Source organism: Vibrio sp. S17_S38 (genome assembly GCF_014694375.1).
GTDB lineage: Bacteria > Pseudomonadota > Gammaproteobacteria > Enterobacterales > Vibrionaceae > Vibrio.
The window spans coordinates 90,337-115,280 of record NZ_JAAUWW010000007.1; the positions used below are offsets into that span (position 1 = coordinate 90,337).

Below are 24,944 nucleotides of genomic sequence, written 5' to 3' on the forward strand. Positions count from 1 at the left end.
AGTACTCTTTTACTATAATTTAATATAAGGAAATAACTTATGTACAACTTAAGTGTTGATGAAATATCTATGGTTGATGGTGGTGGTGATGGTAATAGCAGTGGTTACCCAGCCTCGCCTAGTGCAATAAATCAAATGGCTGGTCCCCAAGGTGATGCAGGTAGGAGTCAGCTTGCGAATGCGGCTTGCCAAGGTGCTTTTGCTGCGTTAGGAGGTGCCGTAGGATTTGGCGCTAAGAGTTTAGGTGCTGCTGCTGGGGGAACAGGTGGCTTTGGCTTTGGAGGGGGGATGTGCAACTTCTAATGCGCTTCATATATTTAACTTCCACAGCCATTATGGCTAGCCTAATTGGTTATGTGGCGTTTAAAACTGATCTGAATTTTTATTTAAGACTAGTCTTATTTGTGACATTCATAATCCATGTGCTGTTAGTTAAGTCTTTCTATAAAAAATAAATATTACAGGTCGTGTGTAGCGACCTGTATTTATTCATTAAATACAGAAAAAAACGAGTTCACCTGTGAGTGTATGCATACTCCAAAGTAATAGTCACAAAACGGGGTTATTTTTGTCAGCTTGTTAAGGTTGTGACAGTAAACCAAGTCAAGGCCCATTTAGCTCTAATTGCATAGGAAATGTTATTGCAGGAGCAGTTATGGGGTCAGCTGGAGGTCCTGGCTGGGCCGCAATGGGAGCTGCAGCTGGTGCCTACACTGGTCAATGTTTTAATGGTAATGGCGGTTATTAAATTTAGGATTAAACGGCACGCGAAAGCGTGCCAATAGAGAAGGTATATATGTGCTATTTTGAAAAAAAATACAAAATTTCATCTTTGGAATTAAGAGCTAACGGTCTTGAAATTACGCCATTTATAAAGCTATTAAGATTTTTAGGGTTGAGAGTTAAGCCTCTTTATTATAATGAATTTTATAAAAACTTCTTTATTCTTTATTTTTTATTTTTTATTTTTTATTTTTTTTGGTTTTGTCTTGTTATGGTTTTGAGCTTTTTGTCAAATAATTTAGACTACATTTTCTTATTTATATTTCCTGCGTTTGTGTCATTGGTTCTTTCTTTTTACTATTATTATAAATTTAAATCTTTGAGGCTGACCCCATGGAGGGAGTTGTGATTGTTGGTTGTAGTTCTAAATATAAGTCTATTTATATAAACTGGGCACTAATGAATAATTGTAATTACAAGTGTTATTACTGCCATTCAGACTTGAATAGTGGTTCTATAAAAGCTCCAGCTTATAAAAGCACATTGAACTTTGTTGATCTTGTGTTTGAACGCACATCAACATTATATTCTAGACCATATTTTGAATTTGGAGGAGGAGAAGTAACTCTTTTAAGTTATTTTAATAAACTTATTCGGTATATTTTCCAAAAAAATGGAGACGTTACGATTGTATCAAACGGCTCAAAAAAACTTTCTTGGTGGCAAGATAACGCGAAGTACTTATCAGGCGTAAGCTTGAGTTTTCATATTAATGATATTAAGAGTGAATCTCATTTTATTGAGGTATCTAAAGTGCTTGAGGATTCACAAACGACTCGATTTCACGTCAACATCATGATGGTTCCCGAGCGATTTGAAGACTGCTTAGCGTTTGCAAATAGACTAAAACAAGAAGTCCGTTGCTCTATTGCTTTGCAGCCACTTTTTGAAGGCTTCGGACATGGTGGGATTACTAAAAAGTACCATTATACATCTGAACAAGAGCAAATAATGAAAGACTTTCGTGGTAGGCCGGAGCTTAAAACGCTTCCACCATCAATGGCGGAATTAGAAATTAATTATGCCGATGGTACAACGGAAAATATGTCGACGTTTGATCTAATTGCAAATGACCAAACGAACTTTGTCGGCTGGGATTGTTACGCAGGTATTGATAGCTTGGTCGTCACTTTTAGTGGTGATATTTATCGATCTTGGTGTATGCAAGATGGACCTATTGGGTCAATTTATGACGAAAGCATCGAGCTTCCTACTACCCCAACTAAATGTAGAACTAAGATTTGCCAATGTGGTGTGGATCTCTCTGCAAAAAAGGTCAACACAAGGCTCATTGCTAATAAAGAAAAACAAATTGAAGTGACGCAACTTTAATCTCGCTTAATTAGGGAAAGGTACACCCGTGGTAGCAAGAGCTAAGCATCTATATCGGCCAGAGTATTTTGACGCTCAAAAATCAGACAGTCAAGGTTCGATTTTAATCGACGCTTCTTTGAATCAGCATTTGTTTGTTGGTGCGTCTGTACTCGTTTTAGTCACAATCATTTTTTTTGTTGTTTTTGCTGAATATACTCGCAGAGATACACTGAGTGGAGTGGTAATTCCTACTGGTGGTATTGTTAAGGTACAGTCTAATGATGAAGGTTATATCGAGAGTGTATTTGTAGAGGAGGGGCAAAAAGTGCTCGCCGGAGAGCCGTTATATGAAATCAAGACAGAACGGTATGATGAATTTGGGCTGGGTGTTAAAAAACGCATTATTGCTACCATAGATAATCAAATTGCTTTATTAAATGAACGTCGGAATAAAGAAATAGAAAAATCTCAGCTTCAGTTACAAGTGATTGATGATGATCTAGTGCGCTTATCAGAAGAGGCTAGAATATTGAAGCTTGTCGTCAATTTATCAGAGCAAGAGTTAAACCTTGCTCAAAGTTTGGTTGACAAACAACAAGTGTTAGTCGACAAGCACTTCATTTCTTTGATTGAGCTTCAGAGACAAAGACTCGAGTTGATAACATTAGAAGCCAATATGCAAACACAGCGTCTTAATTTACAGCGTTTAACAAGAGAGAAAGCTAAGCTAAAAGAAACGACAGGTACGCTTCATCTGGAACTTGAAATTGCCTTACAGGAAATAGACCGCCAGCTTCAGCAAATCGCTCAGAGTAAAATCGAGTATTTTTATCAAACGGATACTCAGATTGTCTCACCGATTGACGGTGTGGTCGCGTCCACCTTTGTTAAGGAAGGCCACTCCGTTAATAAGGGCCAGCCCCTATTAGTTGTAATACCTGAAGGCTCAGAACCTATGGTCGTCGAGCTTTATGCCCCCAGCCGCAGCATCGGCTTCATTCAAGAAGGTCAAGATGTTCGCTTACGATTTGATGCGTTCTCCTATGAAAAATTTGGTGTACAGCAAGGAGTCATCGAATCCATATCAAAATCCGCAGTATCTGCCGAAATGCTACCAAATAGCCTACTAATACAAAGTCAACTTTCACGTACTCATACTGGCATGGGTTTGTACCAAATTAGAGTCAAATTAGATAAACCTACCATCACGGTTTATGGAAAGGAGCAGATGTTTATTCCAGGAATGACATTGACTGCAGACATTGAACTGGATACTCGTAAGATCTACGAGTGGTTGTTAGAGCCTTTGTACACCATTAAAGGACGAACTTAATGATTCATACCGAAAGCCTAATTGATTGGGAATGGGGTAAGAAACTCCCTTTGATCCGACAGACTGAAAAAGCGGAATGTGGCATCGCTTGTTTAGCTATGGTTGCCGAATGGCATGGGTATAAAACCGATCTAAGGTCTCTAAGGGCAAAGTTCGGCATTACCCAGCACGGAATGTCGTTTGCGAGGCTCGTTGAGTGTGGTGAACTTCTGAAACTTTCAGGTCGAGCGGTGCGCTTAGACTTACATGAACTAGAGCAATTAGCCACTCCTTGTATTTTGCATTGGAATCTAAATCATTTTGTTGTGTTAAAGAAAGTGACTGGGAAGAGAATTGAAATTCACGATCCCGCCAATGGAGCATTGACACTGAGTCATGATGAGGTAAACAAACATTTTACAGGAATCGCGCTAGAGCTAACACCAACTCATGATTTCGAGGAGAAAGTAGAAAGTAAAGCTATCCGGCTATCAACATTGATTGGTAAAACAATAGGATTAAAAGGGGCATTAGGGCGGATATTTGTTTTCGCATTGGTATTGGAGGTGTTAGCTCTCACGTTACCCATCTTCAATCAAATAGTTATTGATGAAGTCTTAGTTGGGTATGATAAAAATCTTCTTGTACTCGTCATTGGAGCCATACTGATGGTGACAGCAACTCAAACTCTAATCGGCCTTGCCCAACAATGGGCCACAATTAAACTGTCTGTGAATTTTAATATGCAGTGGGCTGCAAATGTTTTCCATCATTTATTCCGGTTACCAATAGATTGGTTTGAAAAAAGGGATATAGTAAGCATTAGCGCTAAGTTTGCCGCTGTGGATGTCATTCAGCGGACTTTAACGACTAGCGTAATTCAGGCTCTGCTCGACTTAGTGTTAGTCGTCGGCACACTTGTGATTATGTTGGTTTATAGTCCTCAACTATCCCTCATTGCAATAGTCGCTGCATTAGGTTACATCACTCTCAGGTTCGCTTGGTTTGGTGCATTTAAACGTGCTGAAGAAAACACCTGGGAAGCTAGCACTCAGGAGGAAAGTTATTTTATTGAGACTGTGCGTGGTGTATTGAGCTTACGAGTAAATGGGACTTTACCTTGGCGAGAGTCCTCTTGGAGAAACCTTAATATTAATCGCAGAAATGCGCAGCTTCATGAGCAAAAGCTTGGAATGATCTACCACACAATGAATGTGTCTATTGTTAGTCTTGTATCTGCGAGTGTTCTTTGGTTTGGTGCGAATTTGGTGTTGGATGGACTCTTTACTATCGGTATGCTGATGGCATTCCTTTCTTATCAAGGTCGTTTTTCTGCCAGCATTAGCTCCCTAACAGATAAGTACTTCGAGTTTAAGATGCTATCTGTGTACAACGAGCGTCTAGCAGATATTGTCTTAACGGAAAAAGAAACGGATAGCGATTATAACCTCATAGGGCAAACTAATGTGGCTAATAATCCGAGTGATAATGTCATCGAGTTCGTCGATGTCTATTTCTCCTACGGAAAAGACCAGCCCCCTATCCTTAACGGGGCCAACTTTAGTGTGAAAAGTAATGAAATCGTTGCGTTAGTAGGGGCATCTGGTTGTGGTAAGTCAACGATCTCTAAGCTTCTATTGGGCATATACTCAGCCACATCGGGAGGTATTTACTATTTTGGTAATAAATCGATGTCCTCCAAGTTACTTCGAGCTCAAGTAGGAGCTGTATTACAAGAAGATCAACTGTTCAGTGGTTCAATTATTGAGAACATTACTTTTTTTACCGGCGATTTAGATGAAGACTGGCTTGTTGAGTGTGCGCGTAGAGCTGGTGTTCATGACGATATAGAGCGTCTCAATATGGGGTATCACACCTTGATTGGTGAGATGGGGTCAAGTCTTTCTGGTGGTCAAAAACAAAGGATTCTCATAGCGCGAGCAATATATAAGAAGCCTAAGTTTTTGGTATTGGATGAAGCGACAAGCAGCTTAGATATCTATACAGAATCATTTGTATGTCAGATGTTTAAAGAAATTAATATTCCAATTTTGATGATAGCTCACCGTCCTGAAACCATTGCGTCGACTGATCGAGTTTTACTCATGGATGGTGGGCTTGTTCAGGAGGTTCCCAATAATTTTAGGCAGGAGACTCAAGATGTACCACTCTGAACGAATACTGTACCCAGATAACCATTCTGAGTTGTCTGAGTCGGAACTGATGGAACAATATGGTCGATACTTTGGTTCAAATAACTGGGTAACATTCTCTGGGTGCCCCTTGATTACATTGACCAAAGCAGGGAAAAAAAGCTTCGAAAATTTGCCCGAAGGTAATGAGGTAATTTCTATCGACTCTGGTTGTTATATTGAATCTTCCAACTTTCCAGCCTTCCCCTCTGGCATCACAAAACTGACAAGCGTTTCAGTTAACGGTAGGCCCTTTGGCAAAATAGTAATCGGAAAGGGATGTGTGCTTCAAGGAACTTCCATTTGTGCTTATGAAAAAGTTTCTATAGGAAACAATGTAATTTTTGGCCCAAATACAGTGATTATGGATTGCAGTGGACATTCTCTTTCGAATAGAGGTCATCCTGATGAGCTTGATAACTTAAAGGTTGAACCTGTAACAATTGGCAGTGATGTTTGGATAGGCTATGGGTGTATTGTGTTACCTGGCGTTAGCATTGGCGATGGCGCGGTTATAGGGGCTGGTAGTGTAGTAACAAAAGATGTTCCTGCTAATTGTATGGCTGCGGGTAACCCGTGCACTGTAAAGAAAATAGAATTAAATTTATGATTCTGTAGTGGTCCACGAAAATCACCCTTCAATACGCGAGTAACACAAGCAGATAGAAAATCTGGTTTTAGTTTCACAACTCAAGTAAGACGTCATATCGAAGTGCTGTCGATTGGGGTATGATTCTGTCAGCGAATTGATTGGATCATCACATGTCTTTACCACACGTCATTTTAACCGTCTTAAGCCAAAAAGAAGCCACTGGTTACGATATCACTAAAGCTTTCTCACAACAGGCTGGTCAGTATTGGAAAGCCAGTCATCAGCAGGTTTATCGTGAACTCAGCAAAATGCTGGAAAAAGAATGGGTAACTTGTGAAGCATTATTTCAAATAGGTAAGCCAGATAAAAAAGTCTACGCCATCACTCAATATGGCACTCAAGCTTTAGCCGCTTGGTTTCAAAAACCACTCTCACACACCGAATTACGTGATGAATTTAGTGCCAAACTCATGGCTTGTACGGTGCAATCACCTCAACCATTAATCGAACAGCTTGAACGATTAATCCCCGAAAATGAGCAGCTTCTACACCATTATCAGCAGTTAGATGCTCGTTATTCACTCCAATCGACCTTATCAAACGCATTACGATTAGAACGACTAACAGTACGCCGTAATCTTCTTGAGCGTCAGTCGTGGTTGACTTGGGCGATAGAGGTGAAGCAAGAACTAGAGTCAATGCAAATTAAGGGATAAGCATTAGAATTGGTGTATCCCTCCTCCTACCTAGATGCACTAAAATCCGTAAGCCACTACAAGTGTAGCTTACGGATTTTATGTGTAATGCGTATTAAATACTGTTACGTTAAATCCTAAGTTCTCTATTTATGCTTGCATAGGTCTTTAAATCTAATTCAAGCAATTAAATTATAAATCAAAAACAACACTACAGTAACGATGAGGCATTTCAGCATAATATAAACTGGCTTGTTCCATTTTTTTATTTTTTTTATGTAAGCCATGTACTTACCATGAAGTGGGGTGATTTTATTACCAATCCCGCTTTTACTAGCGTCAATGTTATCCACAAAAAATAAGCTATTAAAAAATTTAGAAAAATAATAATACATTTTTTGGACAGTCTTGGATTTTAGTGGTCTATCAATATCAGACATTAAAATAATACGTGGAGTGTCACTATCATTGTGAGTGTGGTGAGCATAAGTTTCATCAAACAAGATTGACTCACCATCATTCCACGTTCGCCATTGTCCATCCACAGAAATAGCACAATCTTTAGAATTTGGCGTATTCAGCCCAAGAGAATATCGTAAGCTCAAAGCAAATGGGTCATGGTGTTTGCCTAGTTTTTTCCCAGGATTGAGGCAGGCAAACAACGCTAGGTTCATCCCAGGAACCTGGTCAATCAGTTCCATCGTTTTAGGAGCCAATTCACGAGCTGATGATATATCACAATCGTATACCTTTAAATAAAAGCTAGTCCATCGATTATCTTTATAAAAAGAACTAGATGGTAAATCATTTTTAATTGCGATATGACCATTTTCATAAAGAGCTAAAGCTTCATCTCTTATTAGCTCCCAATTGTTTTGTAAAATATCCAACTCTGGAAAATGCTTACGATCAACAAAGGGTGTTCGCGGTACTTTAGATAAAAGATAGATAGGAATGTTAAAAGGAACCATAAATGTAGAAAAGTCAGACAACTGGCGACTGAATTTTAATCGATCACGATTACGAATGCGGATAAAAACAATAGATAGCACATAAATTAAAGGCACGAAAACAACAAAAAACAGCATAGATGAACACTCATATAAGTATAAAAGTATCAAAAACCTTCATAGGGACAGCTAAAATGCGCCTAAGCGATAGGATAATAGATTACTTAACATTAAGAAAAATTCTGCATCACAGTATGTGATCAATCATGTCTAACTCAATTTGGGATAATAACATGCTTTAAGAAATTCGGAACCATTCTCCTGCCTCGCTATCCAGAAGGACAGATCAAATTTCGTTTCAATAAACTTGTATATCCACTACCCGCTACACAAACTAAAAAAGACCTACCTCGAGATAAGTCTTTTGTTTGCTAGCTCTACAATGTAATTGGCTTTAAAGGCTAGGACGCACGCCTAACGTATGGCACAACGCGTATGTCATTTCCGAGCGGTTTAAGGTGTAAAAATGGAAATCTTTTACTCCTTCACGGCTTAAGGTACGAACCATATCAATCGCTTGGCTTGCTCCCACCATTTGACGAGTAACAGGATCTTCATCCAAACCTTCATACTGCTTTGCCATCCAACTTGGGATACGTACATTGGTCATATCCGCAAAACGTTTAGCTTGTTTGTAATTAGAGACAGGCAAGATACCTGGAATGATTTCAACATCAATGCCAGCGGTTACGCAACGGTCACGAAAACGTAAGTAGCTTTCCACATCAAAGAAAAATTGAGTAATGGCGCGATTAGCACCTGCATCGACTTTACGTTTTAGGTTAATCAAATCGGCTTGAGCATTTTTCGCTTCAGGGTGAATTTCTGGGTAAGCCGCAACTGAAATATCAAAATCAGCTACACCTTTTAAGAGTTCAACTAAATCAGACGCATACATATCAGGTTTACTACCGGTTTGAGGCAAATCACCACGTAGCGCCACGATATCGCGAATCCCGTTATTCCAGTAATCTTTAGCAATATCTTTAAGCTCATCACGGCTTGCATCAATGCAGGTTAAATGCGGCGCAGCAATTAAGCCGGTTTGCTCTTTAATTTCTTTAATGATTGAGTGAGTACGATCGCGCTCGCCAGAATTGGCTCCATAAGTGACCGAGACAAATTTAGGTTGCAGCGTTTTTAAACGGTGGATAGATGCCCAAAGCGTTTCTTCCATCTTTTCACTGCTTGGTGGGAAAAATTCAAAAGAAACATTAATCTTGCCTGCAAGATCGGCCACGTTGTGATTGAGTGCGTCAATATGACCTGCATGTGAATAGCTCATTTCTTTTTCTCTCCCTGTGGCGAAGCCACTTATAAACTAATAGTGGCGAAGCCACTTATAAACTAATAGTGGCGAAGCCACTTATAAATCAATAGCGGCGAAGCCACTTATAAACTAATAGCGGCAAAGCCACTTATAAATCAATAGCGGCGAAGCCACTTATAAACTAATAGCGGCAAAGCCACTTATAAATCAATAGCGGCGAAGCCACTTATAAATCAATAGCGGCGAAGCCACTTATAAACCAATAGCGGAAAAGCTGTTTACTAAACGGATAACGACAAGGCCACTTAATAAATAACAGCAATACTGCTCATCTAAAAAAATACTTACTTAACAAGACATGTTGAAAATACGTGTTACAAATACTTCTGGACGTCCATATGTCTAAAGAATGTCTTGAATGGAATCTAATGTCAACGATCTAAACATGAATTTTTTTCATATTTAATATAAAAATGTTCCACACAATAAAAATGCCATCTTAAATAACAGATGGCATTGAAATAAATTAAAATTAATCTTTAAATTACAATAAGATAGAAAGTCGATTCAAATCAGATTGTAATGCACCAGCAGTGACGGCTTTACCCGCTCCCGGTCCACGTATGACTAAAGGATTCTCTTTATACCAGCGGCTTTCAATCGCAAAAATATTATCGCATGGCAATAAGTTCGCTAGTGCGTGCTCCGGATTTAACGCTTCCACTCCAACCGTAGCTTTACCATCACGACTTAATCGTGCGACATAGCGTAAAACTTTGCCATTTGCTTGTGCTTTCTCTAAACGTTTACTTAGGCGTTCATTAAGCAGTGCGCCTTGATCAAAGAACTCATCCATTGAAATACCTTGCAACTCTTGCGGCACTAAAGACTCCACTTTGACATCCTCTGGCTCAATTTCAAAGCCTGATTCACGTGCCAAAATAACCAATTTCCTCATAACATCAGAGCCATCAAGATCTGAGCGGGGATCTGGTTCTGTCAAACCTTGTTGCCACGCTAAATCGACTAAATCACTAAATGGAATCGAACCATCAAATTGTTGGAATAACCACGATAATGTCCCGGAAAATATGCCTGAAATCGCGGTAATATCATCGCCACTATCACGTAAGTTACGTATCGCATAATTGACCGGTAAGCCGGCGCCGACTGTGGCATTATACAACCAATGACGACCCGTTTTCTCAAATGCATCTTTTACGGCTTGATAGCGAATTGAACTGGCTGAACCTGCCACTTTATTCGCACAAATTAAATGCATGCCATGTTCCGCAATACTTTCATATTGATCAGCTAAAACATTACTAGCCGTCACATCCATCACCACAACTTCATCGTATCGAGTTTGGTGCGCCAGTGTTTCTAACCATGTTTTACCATCATTTTTGATGCTCTCGTCAGAAAATTTCGACAATGCATCTTTTGCTTGAATCCCGTTTAAATCTAACCAATACGTTTGGCTATCAACCACGGCCACCAAGTCAAAACTCATTCCGCTGCGTTTTTCTAATTCAACTTGTTGCTCTTGAAATAACGCCAACCAACTTGAACCAATATTACCTTTACCACATAACGCTATCGCAACACGCTTCTGAGCTTGGAACAATTGAGAATGCATGCCTGACACAATTTGGGTCACATCGGTGCGGCGTAAAATCGCAACTAGACTTAAACCTGAATCTGCTGCAGAGACAAACTCAACAGGGGCATCCTTTAGTTGTTGATAGAATCCATAACTATGATTTGCATTACTCGTCACGCCCGCGCCAACCGCAGCGACCATTGAATAGCCTTCTTTCAGTTTAATTTCAGCGCCAACCGCAATATCTTGCAAATAAGACAAAGCATCACCTGAAAGCTCAGGAGTGTAAGCTAATAACAAACACCCCTGATCTGGCTGTGATTCCATTGCTAATGGCTGTAATTGAGCACGAGATAAAGATCGGATCACATCTGATTGTAAACGTTCGAAATCATGCCCAGAGCCAAAATGAATTTGCACCATCAACACTTCATCAATCGAGGTGATAATTTTAGCGCCGCGCCCTGATGCCAATACTCGCTCAATACGGGTTGAACCCGATTCTGGTTGATAGCTACAACGTAGGCTTAAATCCATTGCACTTTGCGCCACCGGTTGCAATGTTCGGCTATGTAAAACAGGTGCAGCAAGACGAGCAAGTTCACTGGCTTCATCAAGTCGTAAAAGTGGTAATAGGCACGCATCGGAGACTTTACGAGGATCGGCGCTAAATACACCCGCCACATCGCTCCAGATAGTTACTCGCGTTACTTCAGCTAATGCGCCAATCACGGTGGCAGAATAATCGGAACCATTGCGACCAAGTAGTACCGTTTCGCCAGCGGCATTACGAGCCATAAAGCCGGTGATAACAATTCTAACTTTACCGTGTTGCGCTAGGCAGTCTTTGAGTAATGGTAATGAACGTGCGCGATCAACTTCTGGTTGAGCTCCACGTTCTGCTCGTAAAAAATAACGACAATCGAGTTGAGCCGCTTCCATATCCAAATGGCACAATAAAGCAGCTAATAAGCGAGAAGACCATACTTCACCATGTCCTAGTACATCACATCGAGTCACAATGCTAATAGGTCCGGTAAGATCACTTAATGCTAAAAACTCATTATGCAATAAATCTAATAATGGCTGCGCCTCTTCTGTTGGTAACAATGACTCAACTAATTCGACTTGAAATTGACGCAACTTTTGTAATATTTCATGCGCAATACGGCCATCTTTTTCCAATGCTGCTAACCAATCAATTAATCGATTGGTGGTACTGCCCGCCGCAGAAACAACGACCAAATCAGATTGATCAGAATACTCACGCAAAATATTTGCAACGCGCTTATAACACTCGGGATTGGCTAAACTGCTCCCACCAAACTTATGTAACTGACGAGCCGTTGTCATTTAGGCTACCTCTTAATAATGTATTACGCTGACTGTTTTTATTGCACTTGTTGAAATGCTTGTTCTAAATCAGCAATTAAATCTTGGCTATCTTCTAATCCGACTGACACTCGAAGTAATGTCTGGGCGATGCCCGCTTCTGCTTGAGCTTCATCAGACATTGCGCGATGTGTCATGGAGGCAGGGTGGCATATTAGGCTTTCCACGCCTCCTAACGATTCCGCTAGCGAGAATAATTGTAACTTACCCACAAAAGTCTTTAATTGATCCATGCTGCCATTAAATTCAAAACTCAACATTGAACCAAAACCGCTTTGCTGCGCTTTTGCAATTTCATGCCCAGGGTGAGTTGGTAAACTTGGATGATAAATGGTACTTACCAGTGGTTGCTGTTGTAAGTATTTTAATAAAGCCTGAGCACTTTCTTCATGCACTCTCATTCGCGCAGGCAGCGTTCTTAACCCACGCAAAGTCATATAGCTATCAAAAGGCGTCCCTGTCGCACCGATGCAATTTCCCCACCAAGATAAGGTATCTACATGTTCAGGATCTTTAGCAATAATCACGCCACCGATTACATCCGAGTGACCATTAATATACTTAGTGGTTGAATGCACAACAAAATCTGCGCCTAGAGTAAGTGGCTTTTGGTATATAGGTGTCATGAAGGTGTTATCAACCGCCACCATTGCACCAACTTGTTTGGCTTTTTCACACGCTTTCGTGATGTCCACCACTCGAACTAACGGATTCGATGGGGTTTCCAATAAAATAAGTTTTGGTTTTTTTGCAATCGCTGCATCAAATTCAGCTTGATTCGATTGATCGACAAACTGCACTTTAAAATCGCCTTTGAGCGCGCGAGTATTAAATAAACGGTATGTACCGCCATAACAATCATGAGGTGCAATAATTAAGTCATCTGGGCTTAAAAAAGCAGACACCCATAAATTCAAAGCAGAAGTTCCACAATTGGTGATCACCGCGCCTGATCCTGATTCTAATTCCGATAATGCTTGCTCAAGCAGGCCACGATTAGGATTACCTGAACGAGTATAGTCATATTTAGGTACTTCACCGAAGGCAGGAAAACCATAGTTAGTCGAAAGATAAATCGGTGGGACAACCGCATGATATTGGGTATCTGATTCAATACCGGTACGAACAGCAACAGTCGCGGGCTTTCTTGAACTCATGGTTGATTCCTTTTCCATTGACAGAGAGGATATAATGTAGAGCCGAGCAGCTCATACAACACATCGCTTATACAAAAATAGTTTATACAAAAAAAGCTTATATCGACTCAAATAACGTACATATAAAGGCTTAATCTTACCGTTTTTTTAGTCAGTATCGATCTTTTCTGCTACTTTACCCTTACAAAAAAAGGACGTCAACACCTCTAGACGTCTAAGCGTCTTTACTTATGGCAGTCAATGCCGCTAAAATTGCTGTCCTAACACTTAATTTAGATAATAAACAACGAAGGTGCGTAATGGCCGATTGGAATGGGGACTACATTAGCCCATATGCGGAACATGGAAAAAAAAGTGAGCAAGTCAAAAAAATCACTGTTTCTATTCCGCTGAAGGTATTAAAAATATTGACGGATGAGAGAACTCGCCGCCAAGTTAACAACCTGCGCCATGCCACCAATAGTGAATTATTGTGTGAAGCATTTCTGCATGCTTATACCGGTCAACCTCTACCAACCGATGAAGACCTACGTAAAGATCGCCCCGATGATTTGCCCGCTGAAGTCAAAAAGCTGATGACGGAAATGGGCATCGAATTTGAATCATTTGATGATTAAAACTATTGATAATGAAAACCGTTGTTTATCAATACCATAGTCGAATTTTTATAGTTCATTACTAAAAAAACATGTATCACTAGAAAAACAAAGCCCGATCAAATATTCGTTTGATCGGGCTTTTATTTTCTTCAAATTACTTCCAGTAATGAAATACTCAGAGAATGAAGGGTATTTACTTATACTGCTCAGGCAGCGCAATACGAGCCACACCCGATTCAACCGCAGCGCGGGCAACTGCGCCAGCAACTCGTGGTAATAAACGTGGATCCATTGGTTTTGGAATAATGTAATCAGGACCAAATGCCAGCGATTTTACACCAGCGGCTTGCAACACTTCCTCAGGAACGCCTTCTTTCGCCAATTGACGAATAGCTTCTACCGCTGCCAACTTCATTTCAGTGTTGATTTCGCTCGCACGAACGTCCAATGCGCCACGGAAAATGAATGGGAAACAAATCACGTTATTCACTTGGTTTGGATAATCACTGCGCCCAGTACCCATAATTAAATCATTACGTACTTTAGCGGCAAGTTCAGGTTTGATTTCAGGATCAGGATTAGAACACGCAAATACCACAGGTTTATCTGCCATTAGTGCTAATGCTTCTGGTGGCAATAGATTCGGGCCTGATACACCTAAGAATAAATCCGCGCCAGCAATAACATCTTCTAAGGTGCGCATATCGGTGTTGTTAGCGAATAATTCTTTGTATTCGTTTAAATCGTCACGACGTGTGTGAATAACGCCTTTACGATCCAGCATGTAGATTTTTTCACGTAATGCGCCACATTTAATTAATAGCTCCATACATGCAACCGCCGCCGCGCCAGCGCCTAAGCAAACAATCTTACATTCAGATAGTTTTTTGCCTTGCAACTCAATCGCATTCAACATGCCTGCCGCAGTTACAATCGCCGTACCATGTTGGTCATCGTGGAAAACCGGCACATCACAACGCTCAATCAACTGGCGTTCAATTTCAAAACAATCCGGAGCCTTAATATCTTCTAAATTGATACCACCAAAGGTATCAGCAATGTTGGCTACCGTATCCACAAACTCTTCGATGGTGCGATGCTTAACTTCAATATCAATCGAATCTAAGCCGGCAAAACGTTTAAATAATAATGATTTCCCTTCCATCACTGGTTTTGAAGCCAGTGGGCCTAAATTCCCTAAGCCTAAAATTGCAGTACCGTTTGAAATAACCGCAACCAAATTTCCTTTGCCTGTGTATTTGTAAGCATTATCAGGATTCAGTGCAATTTCACGCACTGGCTCTGCTACACCTGGGCTATAAGCTAAAGCAAGATCTTCAGCAGTATCAGCTGGCTTAGTAAGAGAAATAGCAATTTTTCCCGGAATAGGCAGAGCATGATAATCTAAAGCTTGCTGGCGAAAATCTTTAGTCGGTTGGGTATCTGACATAATTTGGTATTCCTAAAAGAACGAAGACGATACAAGAAACAGATCATAATAGATTGAACGATAAGTTCCTAGCGAGTAAGCCCTCTTTCGCCTTAATTTTAAGTAATAAAAAAGGGATGCCGAAGCATCCCTTTGAAATTTGTCTCTAACTCTAAAAAATTTTTAGGTTGAGATTATTTGCTGCTAAGAGCACCAAAACGCTTGTTAAAGCGATCAACACGGCCGCCAGTATCAACGATACGTTGCTTACCAGTGTAGAACGGGTGACATTTGTCACATACGTCTAAGTGGATAGTGTCTTTAGCTAGAGTTGAGCTGAACTCAAAAGCGTTACCACAAGAACAAGTTGCTGCAACTGCTTTGTATTCTGGGTGGATACCAGTTTTCATAGGACAAACCTTAATATTGGTCCGTATCGCTATCTGGTTCTTTCCTTCTATCCATCTTTTTATAAAAAATAATCAATAGAACAGGATGCCAGACACCATACGTAGTGTTAAAAATAATGTAGAAATCTACATCGTTCGAGGCGCAGTATAGTAATGAATCCCAGCCCATCGATCAAGATATTTGCTCTCTTTTTCAGCATTTATTCTTGCAAACTGGCTTCATTACACGATAAGACCGTGTATATACTCTCGAAATTACACAGAGCTTGCTTTACTATACTTAAAGTTATGAAGTCTCCACTTCGTACCAAGGATATAACTCATTTAATTGGAATTCACCAACTATGTATCTCAACAACTATGTGTCTTAACATCTATGCGTCCTAATATCGCCCAAGTCGCCTTGCCTGTTCCATTGGACAAATGTTTTGACTACCTCATTCCCAATTATTTATATCCTGTTGTAGGTGGCCGTGTCTCCGTCCCTTTTGGCCGCCAGACCTTAACTGGAATCGTCACCGCGTTAGTTGATACCTCTGACTTTCCTATTGAGCAACTCAAACCAATTAAAGCCAGTTTAGATAGTCAACCCGTCTGGCCGACCCCTTTATACCAATTACTCATTTGGTGCAGCCAGTTCTATCAATATCCGCTCGGTGATACATTTTCACTAGCACTTCCATCCTTGTTGCGTAGAGGCAAAGAAGCCAGTTTCGCCAGCCTTAAACAATGGCATATTACCGATTCAGGTAAGGACCAACTAAGCGCAGGATTTGGTCGAGCTCATCTGCAAGCCAAAGTAATGCGATTACTCGAAAATGCTCCTGTCCCTCATTCCGTTATGATTGAAGAAGAAGTAAGCAGTAGCACTTTAAAAACCTTACAAGATAAAGGATGGATTGGCGCGACGTACACGCAGCCCATAACATCACGCTGGCCCGCCGAGATTGAAAATGAACAATACAAACCAAAACTCAACGAAGAACAAGCGATTGCGATTGCGACCGTTAATAACGTGCAAGGCTTTGGCTGCTATTTATTAGATGGCGTCACCGGTTCTGGCAAAACAGAAGTATATTTAAGCTTAATCAAGCCGGTGCTAGATAGAGGACAGCAAGCGTTAATTCTAGTGCCTGAAATTGGTTTAACCCCACAAACCATTCAGCGCTTTAAGCGTCGTTTTAATGTTCCGGTCGAAGTGATTCATTCGGGCTTAAATGATACCGAACGCCTCAATGCTTGGTTATCAGCACGAGATAAACAGGCTGGAATTGTGATTGGTACTCGTTCTGCCCTTTTTACCCCTTTTGCGAATTTAGGCATCATCATTGTTGATGAAGAACATGATGCTTCATATAAACAACAAGACACTTTACGCTACCATGCGCGTGATGTTGCCGTCATGCGCGCTCATAAAGACAACATTCCAATCGTATTAGGCTCCGCAACACCTGCACTTGAAACCTTACATAATGCACAAACTGGAAAATATCACTACTTAACTTTAAGTAAGCGGGCGGGTAATGCGCAAGCTGCCACTCATAAAGTTCTCGATATTAAAGGTTTATATTTAGAAGGCGGTTTGTCCGCGCCATTAATGGCAGAAATGCGTCGTCACTTAAATGCCGGCAATCAAGTCATGCTCTTTTTGAATCGACGTGGTTTTTCCCCTGCATTGATGTGCCATGAATGTGGCTGGATTGCCGAATGTAAACGCTGCGATGCTTATTATACTTTCCACCAAGGCAGCCAAGAGATGCGCTGCCATCATTGTGGTTCGCAAAAGCCTGTGATCCACCAATGTGATGGCTGTGGTTCTACGCAATTAGTCTCGGTTGGTGTTGGTACTGAGCAACTCGAAAAGCAACTCGAAGTACAATTTCCCGAATTTAAAACCTTGCGAATTGATCGCGATAGCACTCGCCGAAAAGGCAGTTTAGAGTCAGCGTTAGAAGCAATTCGCAAAGGGGAATATCAAATTTTAATTGGCACTCAAATGCTCGCAAAAGGCCACCACTTTCCCAATGTGACTTTAGTGGGATTAATTGATGTCGATGGTTCACTGTATAGCAGCGATTTTCGCGCCTCAGAACGTTTAGCGCAACTATTTATTCAAGTTGCAGGTCGCTCGGGCCGAGCCAGTAAACCTGGGGAAGTATTATTACAAACCCATCATCCAGAGCATGCTTTACTGCAATCATTACTACACAAAAATTATCATCACTTTGCTCAGGCCGCATTGCAAGAACGTAAAATGGCCTTACTGCCGCCTTTTACTCATTTAAGTTTGATCCGAGCCGAATCCAACCAAAACGAGGCCACAGAAAACTTTTTGCGCCAAGTTCGCCATACCTTAGAAGCGCATCCATTGTTTGATGAAACCTGTATGGTACTCGGCCCGATGCCTGCTCCATTGTCAAAACGCGCAGGAAAATACCGATGGCAGTTACTACTGCAAGTTGAAGCCAGATCAAAAATGCAGCGCATATTGGCATCATCAAAACCAGCAATTCAATTATTACCTCTAGCCAAAAAAGTGCGTTGGTCACTCGATATCGAGCCACAAGATCTCAGCTGATCTTGAAATGTTGTGACAAACTGAGCAACAAAATAATTGAATGTGAGTGACATCACTTTTTTTCTGTAATTATTGCTGAAGGGTTCGTGTTAAGGTCTTAATTTAAAGCATAAAATAGTAACATCTTCGCTACATATTCCCCCGTAAAAACAGAGGGATTATTTTTATTATTTTGCTTATATCACTGTCGTACTTTTTAGAATATAAGCCAGTTATTGCCCATTTGGGCTTTTTAGGGAGAAAAAATCATGGCGACAATGAAGGAGGTTGCTCAACTTGCAGGTGTATCCACCGCGACCGTATCAAGAGCGTTAATGAATCCAGAAAAGGTCTCATTCACCACTCGAAAACGAGTAGAAGATGCGGTTTTAGAATCAGGATATTCACCCCATTCCTTAACAAGAAACTTACGACGCAACGAATCCAAAACCATTATCGTCATCGTCCCTGATATTTGTGATTCTTATTTCTCCGAAATAATTCGAGGAATTGAAGATACCGCGGCGGAGCATAATTACCTCGTTTTATTAGGCGATAGCAGCCAACAGCTTAAACGTGACTCAACTTTTATGAATTTACTTTTCACGAAACAAGCTGATGGTATGTTACTACTCGGAAGCAGTACGCCTTTTGATGTCAGTAAATCTGAACAAAAAAACTTACCACCGTTGGTCATGGCGTGTGAATATGCTCCCGAATTAGAACTACCCACCGTTCATATTGATAACTTAACGGCAGCGTTTGACGTCGTGAATTATTTAACTCAAATGGGACATAAACGTGTTGCCGAAATGTCAGGCCCAGAACACGCATCTTTATGCCAATTCCGCCATCAAGGTTACCAGCAAGCCTTACGCAGAGCTGGAATTGAAATGAGTCCTAGCTACAAAGTTTGTGGCGATTTTACTTTTGAATCTGGCGTAGTTGCCGTAGGAAAATTATTAGCACTACCAGAACCACCAACCGCTATCTTTTGCCACAATGATGCAATGGCAATCGGAGCAATTCAGCAAGCCAAAAAGATGGGCTACCGAGTACCTCAAGATCTTTCCGTGGTTGGATTCGATGATATTCAATTTTCTCAATATTGCGATCCACCCTTAACCACTATTGCCCAACCTCGTTATGAAATTGGCAAACAATCAATGCTGATGCTGCTAGAGATATTAAGAGGCCATGAGGTCAGGGCAGGATCTCGCTTACTTGAAGCTAATTTAGTGATCCGTAATAGCGCAGCGCCGCCTAGAATATAAGCAGCAATTAGAGTAAATAGATATTTACAACATTCAAACTGACCAAAAAACAAAGCTGACTATAGTGAAAATAACCATGTGAAAAACAAGTTAATTGGCAGTGGAATGAATAGATATTTGACACAATAGGTATTACTATATGACTCCTTTTTGAAACCATACAGAATTGTAGATCGCCTGTGGCTAATAGAGATTACGTAAGAAAAAATCCTGCACCGAATAAGAAGAAAAATACTCGCGGACCCGCATCTAAGAAAAAAGCACCTCAACGTGCGATTCCTTGGAAAGCGGCGATCATTGCGATTATTTTACTGGGTGGTTTAATTTCTTTGTTATCAATGCTAAGTAGCGATCCTGAGCCTAAAGCGCCCAGTGTTAAAGATATCCTTATAATTGCCCCGACCAAAACTCAACCCACTCAAGTATTACCGCCTCCTCCGGAAGAGAAGTGGGATTACATGGAAAGCTTGCCTAAACGTGAAATCGAAGTCCAAGCTAAAGAACAGGTAGTTCCGAAAATCCCGTATATCATGCAATGTGGCGCTTACAAAACATCCGCTCAAGCTGGGCAACGTAAAGCCAATATCGCTTTTCAGGGTTTAAAAAGTAAAGTCCTCAAATTAGAAGGCAGCAGTTGGTATCGCATAATTTTAGGTCCTTACACTTACAAACGTGATGCTGTAAAAGAGCAACATATCTTACAGCGCGCCAAGATTGAGCCTTGCATCATTTTGAAGGACACCCTAGGAAAATAAAAAACGAGAGCCGAATATCATAACTGGCATCATTAGTGCCAATCTATTATTTTCGGCTCTCGGGCAAAGCATCCTTCATTCCTGTGACATTTTATTCCCCTCCCTTGAATTTCATCTCTCTTAACCGCATATAGATTAGACCACCAGAATAAGAAGAAGAGGTTTCTCGTGACTACTATAGTATCTGTGCGCCGTAATAATAAAGTTGTCATCGCAGGTGATGGCCAAGTCTCTCTAGGCAATACTGTGATGAAAGGCAATGCGAAAAAAGTACGTCGCCTTTATAACAACAAAGTACTCGCCGGTTTTGCTGGTGGTACTGCAGATGCCTTCACGCTATTTGAACGCTTTGAACGTAAACTCGAAATGCATCAAGGCCATTTAACCAAAGCAGCCGTTGAGCTAGCTAAAGACTGGCGCAGCGATCGAGCTTTACGCAAACTCGAAGCCATTCTTGCGGTCGCCGATGAAACTGCCTCGTTAATCATTACTGGTAATGGCGATGTGGTTCAACCTGAAAATGATCTCATTGCGATTGGTTCTGGCGGCAACTTTGCCCAAGCCGCAGCTATCGCCTTACTTGAAAATACCGATTTAGAAGCTCGCGACATTGCAGAAAAAGCATTAAATATCGCCGGTGATATTTGTGTATTTACCAATCATCACCATACGATTGAAGAACTATAAGCATTACTTTTTGCTTAATTTCCTCTCATATCAAAGCTTTTAACTGAATATATAAGCACGGTATTGTTGATGCATTACCTTGTATCTTCTTAAAGTAGAAGGATAAATAAATTTATGTCTGAGATGACTCCTCGTGAAATTGTTCATGAACTGAACCAACACATTATCGGTCAAGATAAAGCCAAACGCGCGGTTGCTATTGCACTGCGTAATCGTTGGCGTCGGATGCAACTATCGGAAGATTTCCGTGCTGAAGTGACCCCAAAAAATATTTTAATGATCGGCCCAACCGGTGTGGGTAAAACAGAAATCGCACGCCGTTTAGCAAAATTAGCTAATGCTCCATTCATTAAAGTAGAAGCGACCAAGTTCACCGAAGTGGGTTATGTGGGTAAAGAAGTGGAAAGTATTATCCGTGATCTCATGGATGTTTCGATTAAGCTCACTCACCAACAAGCGACCGAAAAAGTAAAATTCCGAGCAGAAGAGCAAGCAGAGGAACGAGTTCTAGATGCTTTGTTGCCACCACCTCGTGAAGGCTGGGGACAAGATGATCAATCAAAAGAAAGCACATCGAATACTCGTCAAATCTTTCGTAAAAAGTTACGCGAAGGTCAGTTAGATGACAAAGAAATAGAAATTGATGTCGCAGCACCACAAATGGGTGTTGAAATCATGGCGCCTCCTGGTATGGAAGAAATGACCAATCAGCTGCAAGGTATGTTTCAAAACCTCGCCGGTGATACCAAGAAGAGTCGTAAACTAAAAATCAAAGATGCACTTAAAGCCCTTGTCGAAGAAGAAGCCAGCAAACTGGTGAATTCAGAAGACATCAAAGAACAAGCGATCTTCAATGCAGAAAACAACGGTATTGTGTTTATTGATGAGATCGACAAAATCTGTAAACGTGCCGATCAAACTGGCGGTGGCGATGTATCTCGTGAAGGGGTACAACGCGATCTTTTACCTTTAGTCGAAGGCAGCACAGTTTCAACTAAACACGGAATGGTTCGCACCGATCATATTTTATTTGTGGCATCAGGCGCATTCCAAACCGCAAAACCATCTGATCTCATCCCTGAGCTACAAGGTCGATTACCAATCCGTGTCGAGCTAGAAGCGTTAAGCAGTAATGACTTCAAACGTATATTAACTGAACCACACGCATCATTAACTGAGCAATATTGTGCATTGATGGGAACTGAGCAAGTTGAAGTAACGTTTACCGAAGATGGTATTACAAAAATTGCCGAAGCGGCATGGCAAGTAAACGAAAGTACTGAAAACATTGGTGCCCGTCGTCTTCATACTGTTATGGAGCGTTTAATGGATGAAATATCATTTGATGCCACCGACAATCCAGGCAGCAAAGTAGAAATAAATGCCGAATACGTTCACAAACGTCTTGGTGAACTGGTTGCCGATGAAGATTTGAGTCGTTTTATTTTATAATAATGAGGACGCTACATTCATAAAAAGCTCGCCTAGTGCGAGCTTTTTTTATTGTGAATTAGAAGCCGAAGCCCTTCCTACTTATCTATTTCTTCTTATAGCTTGCCCTTAACCTCATTAATTTTAACCAACATAAGGAAACATTAGACTACGCCTTCAAGTGCGACGGGTATACGTATATAATTTAACGACTATTATTAAACAACAATCTATAAATATAAGCACTTATGAAATCATCTTTTGCTATTTGGCTCGATGCTGCTCGCCCTAAAACTTTATTGCTTGCAATTGCCGCTATCGCAACCGGCAGTAGCCTTGCTTATGCTGATGGCCACTTTTCCTTTGCTATATCATTTTTGGCCCTACTCACCGCAACATTACTACAAATATTATCCAACCTCGCCAATGACTATGGCGATGCAGCTCAAGGTACAGATAACGAAAACCGTATTGGACCTATTCGAGGTATGCAACAAGGCGCGATAACTCAATCAGGCATGAAAAAAGCAATTATTGCCAATATTGTACTGATCATAATGAGTGGTTTAGCGCTGGTATTTTATGCGCTGCAAAGCCCAACCAGTATCATGGCATTTATTGCTTTAGGTCTATTATCTATCCTCAGCTCTATCGCTTACACCATGGGAAGTAAACCTTATGGTTACGTGGGTTTAGGTGATATTTCAGTCTTCTTATTTTTTGGCTTATTAGCCGTTTTAGGGACTTACTTTCTTCATACTGGAACCGTACACCTCTCCTTATTATTACCGGCCATAGGATCGGGGTTATTTTCTATGGGTGTATTAAATATCAATAACATGCGTGATATAGAAAATGATACGGCCAGTAATAAACGCACTCTTGTGGTTCGTATTGGTACCGACAAAGCCAAATGCTACCATCTGACATTATTAGCGTTTGGTTGGCTCACTCTCGCAAGCTATATTTTGTTTCATACCGAAGCTGCTTGGCCTACATTATTGATGCTTTTACCTTTAATTTTGGTTATCAAGCATGGTAAAACCATTTGGAAAGTTGAAGATGCGAAAGAATTCATCCCGATGCTGCCTGATATGGTCAAATGCGCCTTTATCACTAATATAATGTTTGCCATTATTCTCGTTTTTGGCACTGCGTAAATCTTATGGCGTAGTTATAAATGACAGCTCAGTTTCGTTATTAGATCAAACTCTAGTCAGTAAAATGAGCTTTGTCATTGCAAAGCAATATTGACCCTATATACTCGTTAATTATCCCCCGCAAAGAGAATAACCACTATGGAATATAATACCTCTGCACTGTGTGATATCTATCTTGACCAAGTAGATGTAGTTGAACCAATGTTCAGTAATTTTGGTGGATTATCATCGTTTGCCGGGCAAGTAACCACAGTAAAATGCTTTGAAGATAACGGTATTATCCGTTCTGTTCTGCAAGAAGAAGGTACTGGCCGTGTTCTATTAATTGATGGCGGTGGCTCATTACGTCGCGCTTTAATTGATGCTGAATTAGCCATACTGGCTGAAGAAAACTCTTGGGAAGGCATTGTAATTTACGGTAGCGTTCGTGAAGTCGATGACCTTGAAGAGAGACAAGTCGGTATTCAAGCTTTAGCGGCAATCCCTGTTGGCGCGACTCAAAATAATATTGGTGAAATTGACGTTCCTGTTAACTTTGGTGGCGTCACTTTCTTACCTGAAGACTACCTCTACGCTGATAATACCGGTGTCATTTTGTCTCAAGAGCCACTCGATATTGAGTTGGAAATTGATGACGATGCAGAATTAGCTGACTGATCGATTTATGGGGTAGCTTTAATCTTCTATCCCGTAAATCCAAAGCATAAAAAAACAGAGCCACTTGGGCTCTGTTTTTTTATGTTTCCATCGATTATTTATCAATGAAAGTCGGAAATTATTCTACATCATCCATTTTACCAAGTAGGCTACGAATACGATCTTGCCAAACTTGTTGCTCCTGACGCAAGGCTTGCGATTGTTGCTCTAATTCAACACGACCTTCTTTAAGTTGAGTTGATTCTGAAGCCAATTGCTCATTTTTCTCTTTAAGCTCTTCAACTTCCATTTGTAATAAAGCAATAGTATCTACTGCGGTTTGGATTTTTGCTTCTAGCTGCTCTAAAACTTCGAAAGACATCTTTACTACCTGCTTAATGAACCATGATGAGTGATATAACAATGTTATCACTAGTGATGCCTTCATTCTACTCAGCTTCTTTTTATTCGCCACACTCTTATTGCAGTATTTTTGTCTGTTCGCGCAAAAAAACAACACTTATCACGAAAACATGACAATAGTATCCATCCCGTTAATCAATATTCTGAAAAACGTTCACCAGCGGCATAGCAAACTGCGCCTATCAACCGGGTGAAGCCACTGTCTTTTTCTTCGAAATATAAAAAAGCAAACGTTACCCTTTTGGCTGTGATAAAATCTGCAA

General features: G+C 40.7%; 22 protein-coding genes. 15 read left to right on the forward strand and 7 right to left on the reverse strand.

Annotated features, from left to right (window positions below; genetic code table 11):
- The first annotated feature begins 39 nt into the window (after nt 1–39).
- The 7 genes from HC725_RS07390 to HC725_RS07415 all read left to right on the forward strand — a co-directional run bounded on the left by HC725_RS07390 (nt 40) and on the right by HC725_RS07415 (nt 6,909).
- Entirely contained in the window at nt 40–303 is a 264-nt protein-coding gene (locus tag HC725_RS07390; RefSeq protein ID WP_190331185.1) for a hypothetical protein, read from the forward strand.
- A gap of 493 nt (nt 304–796) precedes the next feature.
- Complete coding sequence (locus HC725_RS16905; RefSeq protein ID WP_446751356.1) at nt 797–1,132, forward strand: DUF6404 family protein; 336 nt, start codon at nt 797–799, stop codon at nt 1,130–1,132.
- Nucleotides 1,117–2,115: a radical SAM protein gene (locus HC725_RS07395; protein ID WP_190331186.1), complete on the forward strand. Its 999-nt coding sequence runs from the start codon at nt 1,117–1,119 to the stop codon at nt 2,113–2,115. Before HC725_RS16905 ends, HC725_RS07395 begins: the two co-directional genes overlap by 16 nt.
- Before the next feature lie 28 nt (nt 2,116–2,143).
- Nucleotides 2,144–3,430, forward strand: coding sequence for an HlyD family efflux transporter periplasmic adaptor subunit (locus HC725_RS07400; protein WP_190331187.1), 1,287 nt, complete (start codon nt 2,144–2,146; stop codon nt 3,428–3,430).
- A 2-nt stretch (nt 3,431–3,432) separates the two neighbouring features.
- The gene (locus tag HC725_RS07405) at nt 3,433–5,583 is read left to right on the forward strand and encodes a cysteine peptidase family C39 domain-containing protein (RefSeq protein ID WP_190331256.1); all 2,151 of its coding nucleotides are present in this window, start codon (nt 3,433–3,435) and stop codon (nt 5,581–5,583) included.
- 109 nt (nt 5,584–5,692) lie between these two features.
- Entirely contained in the window at nt 5,693–6,211 is a 519-nt protein-coding gene (locus HC725_RS07410; protein ID WP_274601395.1) for an acyltransferase, read from the forward strand.
- A gap of 152 nt (nt 6,212–6,363) precedes the next feature.
- Nucleotides 6,364–6,909 carry a PadR family transcriptional regulator gene (locus tag HC725_RS07415; RefSeq protein ID WP_190331189.1) on the forward strand — a complete coding sequence of 182 codons (546 nt, stop codon included), beginning with the start codon at nt 6,364–6,366 and terminating at the stop codon, nt 6,907–6,909.
- Nucleotides 6,910–7,067: 158 nt separating this feature from the next.
- Here HC725_RS07415 and HC725_RS07420 read toward each other — a convergent pair whose 3' ends face one another.
- The 4 genes from HC725_RS07420 to HC725_RS07435 all read right to left on the reverse strand — a co-directional run bounded on the left by HC725_RS07420 (nt 7,068) and on the right by HC725_RS07435 (nt 13,320).
- Nucleotides 7,068–7,976, reverse strand: coding sequence for an aspartyl/asparaginyl beta-hydroxylase domain-containing protein (locus HC725_RS07420; protein ID WP_190331190.1), 909 nt, complete (start codon nt 7,974–7,976; stop codon nt 7,068–7,070).
- Nucleotides 7,977–8,292: 316 nt separating this feature from the next.
- A complete protein-coding gene (metF, locus tag HC725_RS07425) occupies nt 8,293–9,183 on the reverse strand; it encodes a methylenetetrahydrofolate reductase (protein WP_190331191.1) in 891 nt (296 codons plus the stop codon).
- 529 nt (nt 9,184–9,712) lie between these two features.
- Nucleotides 9,713–12,124 (reverse strand): bifunctional aspartate kinase/homoserine dehydrogenase II, encoded by a 2,412-nt coding sequence (locus tag HC725_RS07430; RefSeq protein WP_190331192.1) that lies wholly within the window; start codon nt 12,122–12,124, stop codon nt 9,713–9,715.
- A 38-nt stretch (nt 12,125–12,162) separates the two neighbouring features.
- Nucleotides 12,163–13,320: an O-succinylhomoserine (thiol)-lyase gene (locus tag HC725_RS07435; protein WP_190331193.1), complete on the reverse strand. Its 1,158-nt coding sequence runs from the start codon at nt 13,318–13,320 to the stop codon at nt 12,163–12,165.
- A 299-nt stretch (nt 13,321–13,619) separates the two neighbouring features.
- Here HC725_RS07435 and metJ point away from each other — a divergent pair, with 299 nt between their 5' ends.
- Nucleotides 13,620–13,937 (forward strand): met regulon transcriptional regulator MetJ, encoded by a 318-nt coding sequence (gene metJ, locus HC725_RS07440; RefSeq protein ID WP_190331194.1) that lies wholly within the window; start codon nt 13,620–13,622, stop codon nt 13,935–13,937.
- Between the two features lie 175 nt (nt 13,938–14,112).
- Here the strand turns inward: metJ and HC725_RS07445 are convergent, their stop codons facing one another.
- Together HC725_RS07445 and rpmE are read right to left on the reverse strand one after the other, a co-directional pair.
- Nucleotides 14,113–15,369, reverse strand: coding sequence for a malic enzyme-like NAD(P)-binding protein (locus HC725_RS07445; RefSeq protein WP_190331195.1), 1,257 nt, complete (start codon nt 15,367–15,369; stop codon nt 14,113–14,115).
- A gap of 173 nt (nt 15,370–15,542) precedes the next feature.
- Nucleotides 15,543–15,758: a 50S ribosomal protein L31 gene (gene rpmE, locus HC725_RS07450; protein ID WP_190331196.1), complete on the reverse strand. Its 216-nt coding sequence runs from the start codon at nt 15,756–15,758 to the stop codon at nt 15,543–15,545.
- A 376-nt stretch (nt 15,759–16,134) separates the two neighbouring features.
- On the opposite strand from rpmE, the gene priA reads away from it, so the two are divergent.
- The 7 genes from priA (at nt 16,135) to rraA (ending at nt 24,279) form a co-directional block, all read left to right on the forward strand.
- Nucleotides 16,135–18,336 (forward strand): primosomal protein N', encoded by a 2,202-nt coding sequence (priA, locus tag HC725_RS07455; RefSeq protein WP_190331257.1) that lies wholly within the window; start codon nt 16,135–16,137, stop codon nt 18,334–18,336.
- 248 nt (nt 18,337–18,584) lie between these two features.
- Complete coding sequence (cytR, locus tag HC725_RS07460) at nt 18,585–19,589, forward strand: DNA-binding transcriptional regulator CytR (protein ID WP_190331197.1); 1,005 nt, start codon at nt 18,585–18,587, stop codon at nt 19,587–19,589.
- A 179-nt stretch (nt 19,590–19,768) separates the two neighbouring features.
- Nucleotides 19,769–20,344, forward strand: a complete 576-nt coding sequence (locus HC725_RS07465; protein ID WP_190331198.1) for an SPOR domain-containing protein — start codon at nt 19,769–19,771, stop codon at nt 20,342–20,344.
- 168 nt (nt 20,345–20,512) lie between these two features.
- Entirely contained in the window at nt 20,513–21,031 is a 519-nt protein-coding gene (gene hslV, locus HC725_RS07470) for an ATP-dependent protease subunit HslV (protein ID WP_190331199.1), read from the forward strand.
- A 114-nt stretch (nt 21,032–21,145) separates the two neighbouring features.
- Nucleotides 21,146–22,483, forward strand: coding sequence for an HslU--HslV peptidase ATPase subunit (hslU, locus tag HC725_RS07475; protein ID WP_190331200.1), 1,338 nt, complete (start codon nt 21,146–21,148; stop codon nt 22,481–22,483).
- Between the two features lie 227 nt (nt 22,484–22,710).
- The gene (locus HC725_RS07480; protein WP_190331201.1) at nt 22,711–23,622 is read left to right on the forward strand and encodes a 1,4-dihydroxy-2-naphthoate polyprenyltransferase; all 912 of its coding nucleotides are present in this window, start codon (nt 22,711–22,713) and stop codon (nt 23,620–23,622) included.
- Nucleotides 23,623–23,760: 138 nt separating this feature from the next.
- On the forward strand, nt 23,761–24,279 hold the full coding sequence (gene rraA / locus HC725_RS07485; protein WP_190331202.1) for a ribonuclease E activity regulator RraA: 519 nt from the start codon (nt 23,761–23,763) through the stop codon (nt 24,277–24,279).
- Between the two features lie 118 nt (nt 24,280–24,397).
- Here the strand turns inward: rraA and zapB are convergent, their stop codons facing one another.
- Nucleotides 24,398–24,640 carry a cell division protein ZapB gene (gene zapB / locus HC725_RS07490; protein ID WP_190331203.1) on the reverse strand — a complete coding sequence of 81 codons (243 nt, stop codon included), beginning with the start codon at nt 24,638–24,640 and terminating at the stop codon, nt 24,398–24,400.
- Nucleotides 24,641–24,944 lie beyond the last annotated feature (304 nt).